The sequence below is a fragment of the Frankia sp. CcI49 genome (assembly GCF_001983215.1).
GTDB lineage: Bacteria > Actinomycetota > Actinomycetes > Frankiales > Frankiaceae > Parafrankia > Parafrankia irregularis.
On record NZ_MOWP01000017.1, the window covers coordinates 392453 to 408688 of the forward strand.

The window sequence follows — 16236 nt, forward strand, 5'->3', positions numbered from 1 at the left end:
AGATCCGTCAATCGTCTCCGGATAGCTGCGTCCAGGGAGCAACGCAATGAGTGAGTACGACTATTCGGTCGCCATTCTCGGCAGCGGCATCGCCGGCTCAACACTGGCCAACATCCTCGCCCGCCATGGTCACAGCGTGGTACTCATCGACAGCGGCACACACCCGAGATTCGCACTGGGGGAATCGACGATCGGAGAGACGACCTATCTGCTGAAACTCCTGGCCAAACGGTTCGACGTCCCGGAACTCGGCCACGTCAGCAGCTTCGAGGGAGTCCGTCGGCACGTCTCCTCCGCCTGCGGAGTGAAACGAAACTTCGGCTTCGTCTACCACCGGGAGGGGGAGATCCAGAACCCGGAGGAGGTGACGCAGTGTAGCGTTTCGGAGTTCCCGAACGGCCCCGAGATGCACATGCACCGCCAGGACATCGACTCCTACCTCTTCTACTCCGCGGTGCGGCACGGTGCGCATCCTCGGCAGCGGACCTTCGTCGACCGCGTGGAGATCACCGACAGCGCGGCGATCCTGCACACCAGGGCCGGGGAACAGCTGCGGGTCCGCTACGTCGTCGACGCGTCCGGGCGCAACTCCGTGCTCGCGAACCAGTACGGCCTGCGCGAAGATCCCTGCCGCTTCCGGAGCCACTCACGGACGCTGTTCACCCACATGGTCGGCGTCACCCCGTTCGATCACGTCACCCGGCCGAGCGGCCAGCCGACGCCCTGGTATCAGGGCACGCTGCACCACCTGTTCGACGGTGGCTGGCTGTGGGTGATCCCGTTCGACAACCACGAAGGCGCCACCAACCCGTTGTGCAGCGTCGGGCTCAACCTCGACACACGCCGGTTCCCGAAGCAGCCCGGAGTCGGCGCGACCGAGGAGTGGCAGGCCTTCCTCGACCGCTTCCCCAGCGTCGCCCGCCAGTTCGAGCACGCGCGGCCGACCTGGGAGTGGGTCTCCACCGGGCGCACCCAGTACTCCAGCACCCGCACCGTCGGCGATCGCTGGGCCATGATGAGCCACGCCGCCGGTGCCATCGACGCCCTGTTCTCCCGCGGCATGGCGAACACGATGCAGGTGATCTACTCGTTCGCGCCGCTGCTCATGGAGGCTCTCGCCGACGACGACCTCTCGGCCGAGCGCTTCGCCTCCGTCGACCAGCTCAACCAGACCATCCTCGACGTGAACGACCAGCTGGTAGCCGGCTCCTACACCTCCTTCCGCGACTTCGATCTGTGGCGGGCCTGGTCGAAGGTCTGGTTCATGGGCTGGAACCTCGGGATCGCCCGCATCGTCGGCACCTACTTCGCCTACGAGGAGAGCGGCGACCCGGCGCTGTTCGACCGGCTGTTCGACGCACCCTTCCCCGGCACCTTCTGCCCCGACCTGCCGGAGTTCCAGGACCTGTTCCGCCGGCTCGGCCTGGTCATGGAGGACGTCGAGCAGAACCGGACGACACCGGGGGCGGCGGTGGAGCAGCTTGCCACACTGCTCGGCTCGGCGGACTTCCTGCCGAGTCCGCTGCGGCTCGGGGACGTCCTGCGCCGGTGGCATGACGGCTCGTTCGAAGCACAGCGCCGGATGTACGAGTGGGGCCGGACGACCTCACCGGAGCCGATGCGCCGGTGGTACGGCTACGACCTCGAGGCGTTGCTGGCCCGCAGCGGTGGCGCTCCGGCACCGGCGGCGCTCTGAGGACTGCTACTGACGGCGACCAGATCTGGCCCAGGGTGCGGCCGGTGCCAAGCGCCGCTCCCGCCCTGGGCCCGTCCGGCACGCTGCCGGACAGCGCCCTCTGCCGCTCCTGCCCACCGCCTGGGCAGGAGCTTTTCTCTGTTAACCGGGAACCAATCCCCGCTGCCGCACCGGGCCGGCCGCGCCAGCGTGAACAGTGGACGTATTCCGCGCCATTCCGCGCCGCTGCGCTCCGACAGGAACGTCGGGATCGACACCTGTTCTGCGCCAGAGCGCAGATTCGAAGCGCGGGCCGCCGGCGTTTCCCGCCTGCACCCATGACACCGATCCCGGGGACAGGCGTGCCCGGCACCCGTGAATCCACCCACAGCGCTCGGAAGATCTGACACAGCTCCACCGAATCTGGCAGACCGGTCCCGAGATCCATTCCAGGCCGCCACGGAGTTCCGCTCTGGATTCTCCCAGCCACGCCGCACCGCACGGGCCGGGCCGGATTGGTTCGGGGCTATTGCCGCTCCGGCCGGGCCTTTGGTCCCACAACATGAGCACAATGGCAGACCCTGGCGGGCATCGCGACTCGGCACACCGGGAGAATGCCAGCGACACAGCTTCCCGGGCCACCACCAGGAGTGCGGGATCAGGGGGCGCCGATGACATCAGCTTTACGTCACCGGCATGGTGGCATAATTCGACGGTCACCCACGACGGGCACCGGCGCTCGGGCCGCCTCGTCACGGGTACCACGTCCGAGCGCAACCGAAGGAGCCAGATGGCCGAGCTTGCGGGTGGATCCCGCAACTCCCCTGCGGCCCACCCATGGCGCGGCCCCGAACGTTGCGCGGTTCCCACCTCCCCTGCAGGTCCCAGACTCCCCGTACGTCCACCATGCCCGGGCTCCGGGCGGCCGAAGCGTTGTCGCCTCACCCATCGGGCCCCCGCCGCCCGTCGGCCTGCCGGCGGTCTCCCAGGCGGGTCCGACGATGGCACGAGCACACTCGGCCACAACGAAAGGGTGATCTCCAGATGGCAACTCCCGCGGTCGGCCAACCGGCTCCCGACTTCACTCTTCCCGGCCTGATGCTCAACGGCCCAGAAGCGCTCCGGTCGGACTTCACCCTCTCCCAGGAGAAGGGCCATCCGGTCGTCCTCGCGTTCTACCCCGGCGACAACACCCCGGTCTGCACGAAGCAGCTGTGCTCCTATACTGCGGGCATCGAGGTGTTCCGCGGTCTCGGGGCACCGGTCTGGGGAATCAGCCCACAGGGGCTTGACAGCCACGAGGAATTCGCCCGGTCGCACTCGCTGGGGTTCCCGCTCCTGGCCGACACCGAGCGCACGGTCGTCAAACAGTACGGCATCGCCCTGCCCGGGCTGGGCCTGCGGCGTTCGGTGTTCGTTGTCGACGGGGACGGCGTGCTGCGTTGGAAAGAGGTCGGATTGATCGGCATAACCTATTCAAACGTCGACACGATCGCTGCCGCGCTCGCCAAGCTCTGACCGGCCCGGACCGCACACCAGATGTTCCCCCGGACAGTCACCACCTGACCGGGCGGCTGCGATGTCTGGCAGTTCTGGTGCCGGCGGTTCCGGTGTCTCGATGTCATCTCCTTCCGGCTCTCGTCAGCCGCCGGGCCTGTCACCGCGACAGGCCCGGCTCCGGACAGCCGGCACCGCTTCAACCACCCCACACCACTCCTGACCTGCGGTTATGGAATTGAAGGCAGCAAACCTACAGCGCTCTCAATATGCAGGCTCGCGATACCTCACCCACCTGGTCGACCAACCAGTGTGCAATGCACGCCATAACTGCACGGGCCGGATGCACCTGAATTCTGGTGGAATGGTGCCGGCAGGTACCTGCGAGTTGGCATTGCCGGGAGAGAGGGCGTCTACGGCATGGCGCTCGAAGACCCGGAGAGTGCTCCCATTTTCAAGTGGGGCGAAATGCGAAGAAGGCTCGGGACCTGGTGGTTCGCACGAGAGGACCGGCTCGCCGAAGACGACCATCCCGCAGACGACGGAGGCAGTGACGAACCTGCCAAGGACGAAACCAAAGATCAAGTGGGAGGCGACATGAACAGCGTGGACATCGCGCTGAAGGAATGCCTGGAGATCGAGGGTGCCACCGGAGTCGCACTCGTCGACTTCACCAGTGGAATGACCCTCGGCAAGCTCAGCAACATCCATAACTTCGACCTGGAGATTGCGGCCGCGGGCAACACCGAGGTCATCCGCTCGAAGATCCGCACGATGGAGAATCTGGGCCTGCAGGACACCATCGAGGACATCCTCATCACCCTCGGCAGGCAGTACCACCTGATCAGGCTGCTCAGCAGCCACACCGGGCGCGGGCTGTTCATCTATCTGGTGCTCGACAAGAGCCGGGCCAACCTTGCGATGGCTCGCCACCGCCTACGCTCCATCGAGTCGCGTCTCGACATGTGACGTCGTCCCACTCGACGACCGGCTGCCGCCGAGGCCACCCCACCGAGGGCATGGCCTCGGCGGCAGTCGGCTTTTCGGGGGCCGCACAACGCGACCACCTTCTCGGACCACGCACTAGACCACTCCCGTAGTCCGTCACGGTCGGCCTACCGCCGCGCCGCCACGGCCACAGCCGGGGCCGAGGAGGCACGAACCCGAGACCGGAGCCGGGCATGGACCCGAAACCGGGGCCGGGGCCACAACGGCGCCACAGCCCCACGGCACCGCTCTTGCCGGCTGCATACACGCCGACGGCCAGCTGCCGCCCGCCGGACCGGCCCCGACGGGCACCCCCGTCCGGTCATCGACGCCGAAACGCCTGGCTAGCTGGACAACGGGGCTCCGCCGTCGAGCATGACCGCGGCAGGTCCGACCCACGCCCCTCCTGAGCGGGCACTTCAGACCGGTGGTCGCGGCTGCCGGCACGCCCGGCGCTCGTTACCGGATGGCACGGTGGCCCCACCACCCGATGGCCCGGCACCATTGGGCGCGACGAGATTCCGTCGATCTTGTTACGGTCGTTCCAGTCGACGTGCCTCGCGGGGACCCCATACCGACCGGACGCACCGCCGCTTTCCACCGGTCCACGCGCAGGCAGGTCGAAGGTCCAGGAATCACGACCGGCCGCACGACGGCCCTGGCCGCAGTCCGACGGGCCCAGGGTCCTGGCTGGAATACGAACGTGACACCTGCTCCGGTGGCCGGATGTCACGTCTCGCCCCGGCACGCGGCAGTTGCTGGACAACAGAACCGACGAAGGACGATCTCGCACCAGCCGGTTAAGTAGATCTCAATGAAGAATTTTCCTGGGAATTAGATTAGGTGCCTACCTAGACTGACAGGAGCGGTAAGGCATCGCCGATGATCCTTTTCCATCCCGCATCCGTCGGGCACTGTCGCGGCAGGTCAGAGCCGACAACGGAAAAGGATCACTCCACCCACCAGGCGAACATAGATCACCACCGGAAGGGTGAAAATGAGCATTCCGCGGCGTCAGGCGATCAAGATCGGTGCCTATCTGCTGAAGCAGAAGATCGCACGTCGGGACAAGTTCCCGATCACTTTGGAGCTGGAGCCGCTTTTCGCGTGCAACCTCTCCTGCGAGGGCTGCGGAAAGATCCAGCACCCGGCGGACGTCCTCCGGCAGCGGATGCCGGTGGACCAGGCGCTGGCCGCCGCCGACGAGTGCGGCGCGCCCGTCGTCTGCCTGGCGGGCGGTGAGCCACTCATGCACCCGCAGATCGAGCAGATCGTGGAAGGCCTGGTCAAGCGCAAGAAGTTCATCTACCTCTGCACGAATGCGCTGCTGCTGCCCCGCAAGATCGACAAGCTGAAGCCGTCGCCGTACCTGTCTCTTGCGGTGCACATCGACGGGCTTGAGGAGCGCCACGACGAGTCTGTCGCGAAGCAGGGCGTGTTCGCACAGGCCGTGGACGCCATCAAGGAGGCGCAGCGCCGCGGCTTCCGGGTGACGACCAACACGACGTTCTTCAACACGGACACCCCGCAGACCGTTATCGAGGTCCTGGACTTCCTGAACAACGACCTCAATGTCGACGGGATGATGCTCTCGCCCGCGTACGCGTACGAGAAGGCCCCCGAGCAGGACAAGTTCCTCGGAATCAAGGAGACCCAGGAGCTCTTCCGCAAGGCCTTCGCCGAGGGCCGACGCAACCGCTGGCGGATCAACCACTCGCCGATGTTCCTGGACTTCCTCGAAGGCAAGGTGGACTTCCCCTGCACCGCCTGGGGGATTCCGTCCTACTCGCTGTATGGCTGGCAGAAGCCCTGTTATCTGATGGGCGACGGCTACGCCAAGACCTACCAGGAACTGCTGGACACCACCGACTGGGAGTCGTATGGCCGCGGCCGCGACCCGCGTTGCGCGAACTGCATGGCGCACTGCGGTTACGAGCCGACGGCGATCGCGGCGACGCTGAGCTCGTTGCGGGAGTCGATTCGCGCGACCCGCTGAGCCACCCGCCCGGCAGGGGTGGCGGTCGACCTCGGTGATGGCGGCCCGGCTCCCTGCTCAGTGGCCGACGACCGCCTCACCGTGGTCCCGCCTGCCGGGCTGCCACGGCGTCTCAGACCCCGCGCGGGTGCTGCTTCTTCAGCCGCTCGATCAGCGCGATCGTGACCTGCTCCGACCGCGCCATCGCTCCCCAGCCCTCGATGAAGAGGCCGTCGTAGCTGAGCCCCACCCAGCGGCCCGTCAGCCGGTCTCCGTGCGGATGCAGCGACATGAACAGCGTTCCCTTCGACCGCACCGGACCGTCCATCGCCGTGTACCAGCCCATGACGATCTCGTTGTCGAAGACGCGGAGCTCCCCCGACCACAGGTAGCCGCCCTCCTCCAGCGCCAGGCCGCGCGAGATCGCCGCGATGGTGAGGTGGTCGCCGGCCTGGTCGACGTTGACCTCCTGCGAGGAGTGGATCTCCTCACCGTCCCGGAAGGTCTGCCAGGACGTCCACCAACGGCCGGCGAGGTCACCGCGGACCTGGCCCGGTATACCGGCCAACGCGGCCCGCGACGCGGCGGGCACCGGTGCGTTCTCCATCGTCGCCGACGCGACGGCCGCAGACCCGACGGCTACGGGCGCGACCATCGCGGGCGCGACCGCTGCCGCGCCGCCTCCGACGATGAGCTGTCGACGATTCGTGATGTCCACCTCCTGCGGAACCTCCCTCCACGTGACGCCAGCCTGGCCTCCCTTGTCCTCGAGCCACGCGTGGCGCCGTAGCTCGACGAGCGTGCCGCCGGCGTTCAGCTCCGCGTCGATAGCGGTGATGAGCGACTGCGACGGAACACCCAACAGGCCACGTTCGGCCTTCGAGAGATAGCTCGGTTGGTACCGCACCCGGTTGGCGAGCTGGGCCTGGCTGAGCCCGGCGGCCTTCCTGTACTGGACGATGGCGCCCAGCAGACTGGCGAGACAGGGTTGCATGTCCCGTACATCGTCCACCCGGGACCCCCGGTTCTGGCCCGTGGTCGGCCGCGTCCAACCGGTCTGACTGTTTTCACACCCCTGCATTCGAAACACCACTCCCCCGGTCCACGGACGTTCGTGCGCTGATCTCCCATTCTGATGGTGCCATGCGACCCGGTTCTGCCCGATGACCCTTATTCGGCGTGCCGGTGGCTCTGTGTCGCTTCTTCCCCATGACTGCAGTATGACGACTCTCACACCCTCCCCTTGTGGTCCGTCTTCAGGGACCGTCGGTGCAAGCGGAAGGAGGATGCGATCCAGCAGTCACCGCACCTTGACCGGAGCATCGACATGGCGAAGAGCAACCGGCACGCCGAGGACATCAGCGGAAACTCCCCGTATTCCTCTAGCGAAATTAGACTTTTCCTGGGCGGGGCGAGGCGAACATGACCACGCCGAGCCCACTTCACCCTCCGTCGGAGGAAAGCTGGCGGCACGCCCAGGCGGTTATGGGGAGGAAGTGGCTGGCGCCGACCGCCTACGCGGTCGTGTTCGTGGACACCTCAGGCTCTCCCACGTCCGTCGTGGGCACCTTTCCCGGGCCGATGTCGGCGGAGATGTACGGGCGAATCGTGGGAGTCGACTTCCGGGTCGTCCGGGTGCATCCCTCAAGCCCGCCCCCGTGAGCCTTCGGGGCATGCGGCGCAGCGGACGCGGTGAGCCCGGGTGGCACCCGGCCGGCGCCGCGCCATCGGCGCCGGCCGGGCCCAGGGGCACCCCGCCGGGCCCAGGGGCACCCCGCCGGGCCCAGGGGCACCCCGCCCGAGTCCGGGGCTACCCCGCCGAGCCCGAGGGCGAAGCCGAGCCCACGACCGAAGGCGGGCTCGACCCCAAGCCTCAGGGGCACCGGCCGGGTCGCAGAAACGTCAGGCGAACCTAGGTAGAACTTCGTGCTCGAACAGCCGCAGGCTCGACCAGGCGGCCTCCGGTGGCATCCCACCGCACATCGGGTGGAACTGAACGAACGGGAACGGCGAATCTTTCTGCTCGGCGACAAGTTGATCCGGGGTCAGCACCCGGTACTGCCCCTCAACCCGCAGCTGCTCCACGCCCGATTTCGTGTGAAAGGGCGACGCGATGCCCTGCTGCGCCTGCCAGGCACCGTAGGAGTTCGTCTCGTGCAGGAAGAACGGCGCCATCCGTCGCCAGCCGTCCTCGGCGTCCTCGGCGAGCGCCACCACCTTGTTCGCGCTGATCGGGCACGGTCCTGGATCCGGCCGCCCGAGCTTCTGCACCTCGTCGCGGTAGAACTCCCAGACCTCCGGAACCGCCGGGATGAATCCGTCGGCAATGCGTGCCGCCCGCCGCGCCGCCGCCTCGCTGTTCCCACCGAGTATCAGCCCCGGGCCACCCGGCCGATGCGGCGCGGGAGTGATATGAACGGTGCGACCACGGTATTCGAACGGCTCCCCGCCGAAAGCCGCCTTCAACGTCCGCACCGTCTCGGTCACACGCTTTCCGCGCTCGTTCATCGGGACGTCGTACATCTCGAATTCCTCGCGGACGTACCCGGCCCCGACCACCAGGTCCACACGGCCTCTGCTGATGTTGTCGAGAACAATCATGTCCTCGGCCAGCCGCAGCGGGTCATAGAACGGGGCCACCAGGGCCGCGATCATGAAGCGAACATTCTTCGTCCGGGCCGCCATCGCCGCCAGCATCGGGATCGGGCTGGGCAGATAGCCATCGGACGAGCCGTGATGTTCCGAGACCGCGATCGTCACGCAACCGAGCTGATCAGCCCACTCGGCCATGTCGAGGGCCGCCGCGTAGCGATCGGCCATGGATGTCCCGGCTAGCTCGGGATTACGGAAGTCGAATCGTAAGGCAAACAGCACGGCCGGAGACTAGCAGGAATCAGGTGACCGAATCAGGAGAAATCCCGACGCCTGCTCTCGGCCAACCCGATCTGCCCTGCTCAGCGGCACTGCACGCGCCTCAGTGAGCCACCCGGAGGTGCTCGTGGTGGATCGGCCCGCTCAACGCACGCAGCTGGCCTCCCGATCCACCCTGGCGGGTGGCGATGATCTCCGCGGCTATGGAGATCGCGGTCTCCTCCGGAGTACGGCCACCGATATCGAGGCCGATCGGCGCGTGCAGCCGGCGGAGATCCGCGTCGGAGAAACCGATCTCCCGCAGTCGTCGAACCCGGTCCTCGTGGGTCCGCCGGGATCCCATCACCCCGAGGTAGGCGAGCGGCTTGTTGAGCGCCACCTCCAGCAGCGGCACGTCGAACTTCGGATCATGCGTGAGAACGCACACCACCGTGCGCGCGTCCACCGGGGTCGCCGCGAGATATCGGTGCGGCCAGTCGACGACCACCTCGTCGGCATCGGGAAAACGCCTGCTCGTCGCGAAGGTCGCGCGCGCGTCACAGACGGTCACCCGGAAACCGAGGAAGGCCCCGATCCGGGCCAGCGCCGCGGCGAAATCGATCGCGCCGAACACGATCATTCGCGGTTTCGGCGCGAATGACGACACGAACACGGCGGCGTCATCGCCGCGCCGCTCCCCGTGCGGGCCGTACCGCAGGATGCCCGTACCGCCCTGGTCCAACAGGCCCCGGGCGTCGTCCCGCACCGCCTCGTCGAACCGCTCGCCACCGAGCGTGCCCTCGACCGATTCCGGCCGCACGATCAGATGCGCGCCGACCAGAGCACCAGGCGGCCCGCTCACCAGCGTCGCGACCGCCACCGGACGGCCCGCGCGCACGTCGGCGAGCACATCACCCAGCTCGGGAAACGATCGCCGGTTCACCGGCTCCACGAAGACGTCGATGATCCCACCGCAGGTGAGGCCGACCGAGAAGGCATCGTCGTCACTGACCCCGTAGCGCTGCAGAACGGGCACGGACGTCGCACGGCACTGCTCGGCAAGCTCGTACACGGCGCCTTCGACACATCCACCGGACACGCTGCCGACCGCGGCACCGTCCGGGCCCACCGCCATCGTCGCGCCCGGCTGGCGAGGCGCGGACCGCCAGGTGCCGACAACGGTCGCGAGCCCGGACGTCTCCCCAGCCTCCCACCAGGTCAGGAGATCAGTGAGCACGTCGCGCATCGAGATCGCCTCAGCTCGTCGTCGTGGAGTCCCAGGGACCAGACCCGCCGCCCCATAGGTGTGCCCGGCTCATCGACCGTATTCCGCACCGCGACAAAATGCCCGAATTCGCGCGAGACATCCCGCGGCAATCACGCAACGTGACGTTCGGGCCCAGGAGCGGGCCCAGGAACGGGTCCGGGCGCGAGCCCGGGTGCGGGCCCAGGCAGGCGCCGGAGGATGCGGCAAGCGTGGCCGGCCACGGCACACTAGTCTGCCGACATGGCTGATCATGACGCCGACCTCCCAGCTCAGCCGAGAACCACCCACCTGGTCGCGGCCGTGCTCGCGGCGGGCAGCGGCAGTCGGATGGGCACGCCGAAGGCCACAATCACGGTCGGCGGCGTTCGCCTCCTGGACCGGGCGATCAGCGCCGCCAGCGAGGCGGGGTGCGACCGAATCATCGCGGTGGTCCGCTCCGGAACCACCGCACCGAACGCCGAACTGGTCGTGAATCCCGCCCCCGAGCAGGGTCTGCGCAGCTCACTCGTGTTAGCGCTGGAGCAGGCGGACGCCCCCGGCCACCCTCCCGCGGACGCGGTCGCCGTGCTCCTCGTCGACACGCCGGGCATCGGTGGTCCCGCAGTCCGCGCGGCCCTCGCCGCCTGGAAACCCGGCCGGGTCACCGTGGCCAGGTACGGGCAGCGCCGCGGCCACCCGATCGTCATGGCACCCGCCCTATGGCGCGCCGCCATCGCCCTCGCCGGCCCGGACGAGGGCGCCCGCCGCTTCCTCGCGGCCCACCCCGAACTCCTCGACGAGGTGCGGGCTCCCGGCGACCCAGCCGACCTCGACACCCCCGACGACCTACGACGCTGGACGTCGCCCTGAACCCGGACCGGGTCAGCCAGGCAGGCGTCTGTTACCGCCGCTCACGCTCGTTACGGCCGCTCACCCTCGTTACGGCCGCTCACCCTCGGCGGCGAGGCGGGTAAGCACATCGGCGTGGCACGCTTCGTCCAGCGGGCACCAGCAGGCCAGCGGGTGGCCGGCGAGTTCCGGGAGGTGCTCCAGCACCCACGTTCGAGAGACCGTCCCGACCCGCTTGCCGGCGGGCATCTCGTCCGGCCCCTCTCCGCCGATCCATGCGGTGTAACGGCGGATGGCATCTGCCCTGCCGCGCAGACGATGATCGAACGGATTGCCCCACCGGGTGGTCCGGTCAACCTTCACCGCGTTGTCGGGCATGCGCCATCCCGATGCGCGGGAAAGCCGGACCCGCGCCGGCACAGTGCTCGTGGGTGTGCTGGCCATGCCGCCTCCTGGTCGTCCGCTCGGCACCAGGCCCCCGTGCCCTGCTTGGCATGCACGTTCTACCCGAACTACCACTCGCGGAAGCACAGGACAGCGCACAGAGCGACGTCAGAGGGTGAAGGAGAAGTACCTGGTCAGAAGCCCGTCCGACACGAACGGGCCCGACCAGCAAGGGCGGAGGCTCGGGGATTTGAACCCCGGATGGGCTGTAGACCCAAACCGCATTAGCAGTGCGGCGCCATAGACCGGACTAGGCGAAGCCTCCTTGAAGGTGCGTCCCAAGCATAGCGCCCCGCACAGCGGACCAGACCACGACCCTCCCGTGCGGAGCGCAACACTCCCCCGRTGGCACCACGCCGGCTCCCGATCAGGACACCCTCAGGTATCTGACGGCGACGAACATGACGGGAGCGAGGCGGACGGTCACGGGCCGTCGCCGGTGCTGACGCCGGCCACCGCGCCTGCGGTCAGGGCTGCCAGGACGACGGACTCCACCTCGGCGCGCCGTTCGCCRCTTAGCACCGCGGCCGGTCGCGTGCCGGCCGGCCCCTCGACCGGATCCTCGACGTAGAAGGCATCGACCACGTCCAGGCCCAGGGTCGCGACGATCGCGGTGCGGACGTCCAGGCCCGTCTCGGCCAGCGCCCTGGCGATGCGGTGCAGCACGCCGGCACGGTCGGGCGCCCGGACCTCGACCACCGGCACCGAGCCGGAATCGTCGAAGATCACCTGGGGTGGCGCAGGGGTGCTGCGCCGCCGACTCGATGCATAGTCCTGTTCGCGGCCGGCGAGCCGTGCGGTCAGGTCGAGGCTGCCCGTGATCGCCCCACGCAGGTCCGCCTGGAGCCGTTGGAGGTCGGGCCGCTCGCCGTGCGGCGCGGCGACGGCGGCCTGCAGCAGGGACCGTCCGGCGGAGCTTCGCGCCGAGGCACGTCGGACGTCCAGCCGGTTGAGCGCGAGCACGCCCGCGGTGGTGGCGAGCAGCCCCACCCGGTCGTCGGCCGTCACGACGACGATCTCGAACATGCCCTCGTCGGGCAGCGGGTTGACCTGCACGGTGAGATCGCCGGGCAGCGCGAGCAGCGCGATCTGGCGGTCGGACAGGGCGGGCGGGCAGGGCGGCTCGCGGCCGTCGAGCACGGCCGTGGCGCGTTGGACGAGCTCGGAGACGAGCCGGGCCTTCCAGGCGTTCCAGGCGGTCGGCCCGGTCGCCTGGGCGTCGGCCTCGGTGAGCCGGTGCAGCAGGGTGAGCACTCGGACGCTGCCGGCGGAGGCGGCCACCGACTCGATCGTGGCGGTGTCGTCGATGTCCCGCCTCGTCGCGGCCTCGACCAGCAGGAGATGGTGCCGGATCATCGCGAGCAGGATCTCGGTGTCCTCGGGCGGGAGCCCCAGCCGGGGCGCCAGCTCTCGCACGACGTCGATGCCGGCGTCGGTGTGGTCTCCTGGGTATCCCTTGCCGATATCGTGCAGCAGCGCGCCGAGCAGGAGCAGGTCGGGCCGGTCGACGTCCCGGGTGTGCGCGGCGGCGCGGGCGGCGGCCTCGAGCAGATGCCGGTCGACGGTGTAGCGGTGGTACGGGTTGCGCTGTGGCCTGCTGCGCACCGCGGCCCACTCGGGGATCAGCCGCTCGAGCAGCCCCACCTGGTCGAGGGACTCCATCACCCGGATCGCGGGGTCACCGGTCGCCAGCAGGCTGACCAGGTCGTCGCGCGCGGCCTCGGGCCAGGGCGCGGGCATCGCGGGCGCCTCCTGGGCGAGCCGGTCGATGGCGTAGCGGCCGAACGGGATGCCGGTGCGCGCCGCGGCGGCGGCCGCACGCAGGACGAGTCCGGGGTCGTTCGCCGGATCGGCGTCCCGGGCCAGCTGGATCTCCCCGTCCTGCTCGACCACGCCTTCGTCCAGCGGCCGGCGGACCGGGCGGCGCAGCCCGGCGCCGATCCTGGAGCTGGAGCGCTGCGCGGCCGCGACCCGATACCAGGTGGTGTCCCAGGTCCAGGAGATGACCCGGCCCGCGTCGGCGACCGCGCGGGAGACGGCGACGGAGTCCGGGTAGCCCAGGGCCGTGGCCACCGCCTCGCCGTCCTGCAGGAGAAGCCGGTCCTGCCCGCGGCCCTGACCGATCCGGCGCACCTCACCGCGGACGTCCAGCAGCACCTCGTAGGCCTGCTGGACGCGCGCCGGGGGCTCCTCGGCCACCCAGGCGGCGGCGAGTGCCTTCAGCGCCTGCACATCGCGCATGCCGCCCCGGGAGTCCTTCAGGTCCGGCTCGAGGAGGAAGGCGACCTCTCCCGTCCGGCGAGCCCGCTCGTTGACCGACAGGGCGAGCTCCGGCAGCCGACGTGACGCCCGCGACCGCCAACGGGCCCGGACCGTGTCGACGAGCTTCGCCGCGAGGCCGGTGTCACCGCGGATGAGACGTGCGTCGAGCAGGCCCAGGGCCACCTTGAGGTCGGTGTCGGCGACGGTGACGGCTTCGTCGACGGTGCGGACGCTGTGGTCCAGGCCGACCCCGGCGTCCCACAGCGGGTACCAGATCGCGTCGGCGACCGCGGACACGTCCTTGCGGCGACCGTCGTGGACGAGCACGAGGTCGAGGTCGCTGCCGAAGGCCGGCTCGCGGCGCCCGTAGCCGCCCACGGCCAGCAGCGCGATACCGGCACCTGGTTCTCCGAACAGGTCGGCGAGCGCGGCGTCGGCGAGTTCGGCCAGGGCCGCACGCAGCGCGGATCCGGTCAAACCGGGAAATTCGTCCGCACGGCCCCGCAGAGCCTGGAGTCTCGCGTCCACCGGTCGCCCCCGTCCTACTGGTCCACAGCCCCCACTCTGGCACTCTCGCGCACTTTCCTTCCCGCTGTCCGGTGATATGCGACCGAAAGCTCTTCTGGTCGTCACGGCACCGAAACGGAAAGGGGGCGCACCGTAACAGGTGCGCCCCCAGGATGTTTCGTACGGCTTACAGAGCGTCCGAGCCCCGCTCGCCCGTCCGCACACGGACAACCGCGTCGACGGGAACGACCCACACTTTCCCGTCACCGATCTTGCCGGTCTGGGCAGACGTGGTGATCGCGGCGACGAGCTCGTCCACCGCCTCGTCGTCGACAACGACCTCGATCTTGATTTTCGGGACGAAGTCCACCTTGTACTCGGCGCCCCGGTAGACCTCGGTGTGCCCCTTCTGGCGGCCGTATCCCTGAACCTCGGAGATCGTGAGACCGTGCACGCCGAGACCTTCCAGCGCCGTCTTCACGTCGTCGACCTTGAACGGCTTGATGACCGCGGTGACGAGCTTCATGCCTGGGCCTCCTCGGGGACACGGGCGGCGGCGACGGAGGTGAACCCGCTGCCGCTGCTGAGCGAGGTCTGGCGGTAGGCGGTCTCACCGTGCAGCGCCTCGTCGAGGCCCTGCTCCTCTTCCTCCTCGGAGACCTTGAGGCCGATCGTGTACTTGATCGCCAGAGCGATCAGCAGGGTCACGACCGCGGAGTAGCCCAGCGTCGCGCCGATGGCGATCAGCTGCTCGAGCACGACCTTCCAGGGGCCGCCGTAGAACACGCCGTCCTTGCCCGCCGGGTTGGTGTCGACGGTCGCGAAGAAACCGGTGAGCAGTGCACCGAGGACACCACCGACGAGGTGGACCGCGCCGACGTCGAGCGAGTCGTCGATGCCGACCTTGCCCTTGATCGAGGTGGCCAGTGCGCAGACCGCACCCGCGATCAGACCGATGGCGATCGATCCCATCGGCGAGACAAAACCACAGGCCGGCGTGATGGCGACCAGACCGGCGACCGCACCGGAGGCGGCGCCGAGCGTGGTGGCCTTGCCGTCCCGCAGGTACTCGATGGCGATCCAGCCGAGGATGGCCGTGGCGGCGCCGATCTGAGTGTTGAGCAGGGCGAACGCCGCGACCTTGTTCGCACCCAGCGCGGAGCCGGCGTTGAAGCCGAACCAGCCGACCCACAGGATGCCGGTGCCGAGCAGGACGAACGGCACATTGTGCGGGCGGAAGTCGCCGCCGGGCCAGCCACGCCGGTTGCCCAGCACCACGGCGAGCACGATCGCGGCGATACCGGCGTTCGCGTGGACGACCGTGCCACCGGCGAAGTCAAGCGCRCCCCGCTCGAACAGCCAGCCGGTGCTCGCCCAGACCCAGTGCGCGATCGGCGAGTAGACGAGGATCGACCACAGCGTGATGAAGACCGCGAAGGCGCTGAACTTCATCCGGTCCGCGATCGCCCCGGTGATCAGCGCCGGGGTGATGACCGCGAACATCATCTGGAAGGCGACGAACGCGACGTAGGGGTACGCGCCGTCGCTGGCGGTCAGGTCCTGAAGCGCGAAAAAGTCGAGGCCACCCCAGAATCCGTTGCCCGCGCCGAATGCGAGGCTGAATCCGATGACCGACCACACCAGGGTGATCATGCCCATGGTGAAGAAATTCTGCATCAGCATGCCCAGCACATTCTTCGCGCGGACCATGCCGCCGTAGAAAAATGCCAGGCCGGGCGTCATGAAGAGCACGATCGCGGCGCTGATCAGCACCCACGCGGTGTCGCCCGAGTTCAGTTCTGCCATGTCACTCCTGTCATTCCCCCCGCGCGCACCGCGCGGACTGCGCTACCCGGACTCCGGCCACGCTGCGCTCGTCCCGGTCCCTCCGGCCGAAGAGTCGATAAGATCTGTTCCGTTCTAGTGTCTAATCTGTTTCCGACG

General features: G+C 68.7%; 13 protein-coding genes and 1 tRNA gene. 6 read left to right on the top strand and 8 right to left on the bottom strand.

The window, feature by feature from the left end:
* Positions 1-46 precede the first annotated feature (46 nt).
* The 4 genes from CcI49_RS17110 to hpnH all read left to right on the top strand — a co-directional run bounded on the left by CcI49_RS17110 (position 47) and on the right by hpnH (position 6155).
* The gene (locus CcI49_RS17110) at positions 47-1696 is read left to right on the top strand and encodes a tryptophan 7-halogenase (RefSeq protein ID WP_054568034.1); all 1650 of its coding nucleotides are present in this window, start codon (positions 47-49) and stop codon (positions 1694-1696) included.
* Positions 1697-2719: 1023 nt separating this feature from the next.
* Positions 2720-3193 carry a peroxiredoxin gene (locus CcI49_RS17115; protein WP_054568035.1) on the top strand — a complete coding sequence of 158 codons (474 nt, stop codon included), beginning with the start codon at positions 2720-2722 and terminating at the stop codon, positions 3191-3193.
* A 576-nt stretch (positions 3194-3769) separates the two neighbouring features.
* Entirely contained in the window at positions 3770-4141 is a 372-nt protein-coding gene (locus CcI49_RS17120) for a hypothetical protein (RefSeq protein ID WP_006542369.1), read from the top strand.
* 1015 nt (positions 4142-5156) lie between these two features.
* Positions 5157-6155, top strand: coding sequence for an adenosyl-hopene transferase HpnH (gene hpnH, locus CcI49_RS17125; protein ID WP_006542368.1), 999 nt, complete (start codon positions 5157-5159; stop codon positions 6153-6155).
* 112 nt (positions 6156-6267) lie between these two features.
* On the opposite strand, the gene CcI49_RS17130 is transcribed toward hpnH, so the two are convergent.
* Positions 6268-7128, bottom strand: a complete 861-nt coding sequence (locus CcI49_RS17130; RefSeq protein ID WP_054568535.1) for a helix-turn-helix transcriptional regulator — start codon at positions 7126-7128, stop codon at positions 6268-6270.
* A 428-nt stretch (positions 7129-7556) separates the two neighbouring features.
* Between CcI49_RS17130 and CcI49_RS17135 the strand changes: the two genes are divergently transcribed.
* Positions 7557-7796, top strand: coding sequence for a hypothetical protein (locus tag CcI49_RS17135; RefSeq protein ID WP_054568036.1), 240 nt, complete (start codon positions 7557-7559; stop codon positions 7794-7796).
* 240 nt (positions 7797-8036) lie between these two features.
* Here the strand turns inward: CcI49_RS17135 and CcI49_RS17140 are convergent, their stop codons facing one another.
* Together CcI49_RS17140 and CcI49_RS17145 are read right to left on the bottom strand one after the other, a co-directional pair.
* A complete protein-coding gene (locus tag CcI49_RS17140) occupies positions 8037-9008 on the bottom strand; it encodes an LLM class flavin-dependent oxidoreductase (protein ID WP_076827653.1) in 972 nt (323 codons plus the stop codon).
* A 100-nt stretch (positions 9009-9108) separates the two neighbouring features.
* On the bottom strand, positions 9109-10230 hold the full coding sequence (locus tag CcI49_RS17145) for an XdhC/CoxI family protein (protein WP_076827655.1): 1122 nt from the start codon (positions 10228-10230) through the stop codon (positions 9109-9111).
* A 261-nt stretch (positions 10231-10491) separates the two neighbouring features.
* On the opposite strand from CcI49_RS17145, the gene CcI49_RS17150 reads away from it, so the two are divergent.
* The gene (locus tag CcI49_RS17150; RefSeq protein WP_076827657.1) at positions 10492-11100 is read left to right on the top strand and encodes a nucleotidyltransferase family protein; all 609 of its coding nucleotides are present in this window, start codon (positions 10492-10494) and stop codon (positions 11098-11100) included.
* Between the two features lie 69 nt (positions 11101-11169).
* On the opposite strand, the gene CcI49_RS17155 is transcribed toward CcI49_RS17150, so the two are convergent.
* The 5 genes from CcI49_RS17155 to CcI49_RS17175 all read right to left on the bottom strand — a co-directional run bounded on the left by CcI49_RS17155 (position 11170) and on the right by CcI49_RS17175 (position 16098).
* Entirely contained in the window at positions 11170-11523 is a 354-nt protein-coding gene (locus tag CcI49_RS17155; RefSeq protein ID WP_054568040.1) for a DUF4326 domain-containing protein, read from the bottom strand.
* A gap of 175 nt (positions 11524-11698) precedes the next feature.
* Positions 11699-11788, bottom strand: a tRNA-Ser gene (locus CcI49_RS17160).
* 158 nt (positions 11789-11946) lie between these two features.
* Entirely contained in the window at positions 11947-14313 is a 2367-nt protein-coding gene (locus CcI49_RS17165) for a [protein-PII] uridylyltransferase (protein ID WP_076827660.1), read from the bottom strand.
* Positions 14314-14479: 166 nt separating this feature from the next.
* Positions 14480-14818 carry a P-II family nitrogen regulator gene (locus CcI49_RS17170; protein WP_054568042.1) on the bottom strand — a complete coding sequence of 113 codons (339 nt, stop codon included), beginning with the start codon at positions 14816-14818 and terminating at the stop codon, positions 14480-14482.
* Positions 14815-16098, bottom strand: a complete 1284-nt coding sequence (locus tag CcI49_RS17175; protein ID WP_054568043.1) for an ammonium transporter — start codon at positions 16096-16098, stop codon at positions 14815-14817. The genes CcI49_RS17170 and CcI49_RS17175 overlap by 4 nt, the downstream gene beginning before the upstream one ends.
* Positions 16099-16236: the final 138 nt, after the last annotated feature.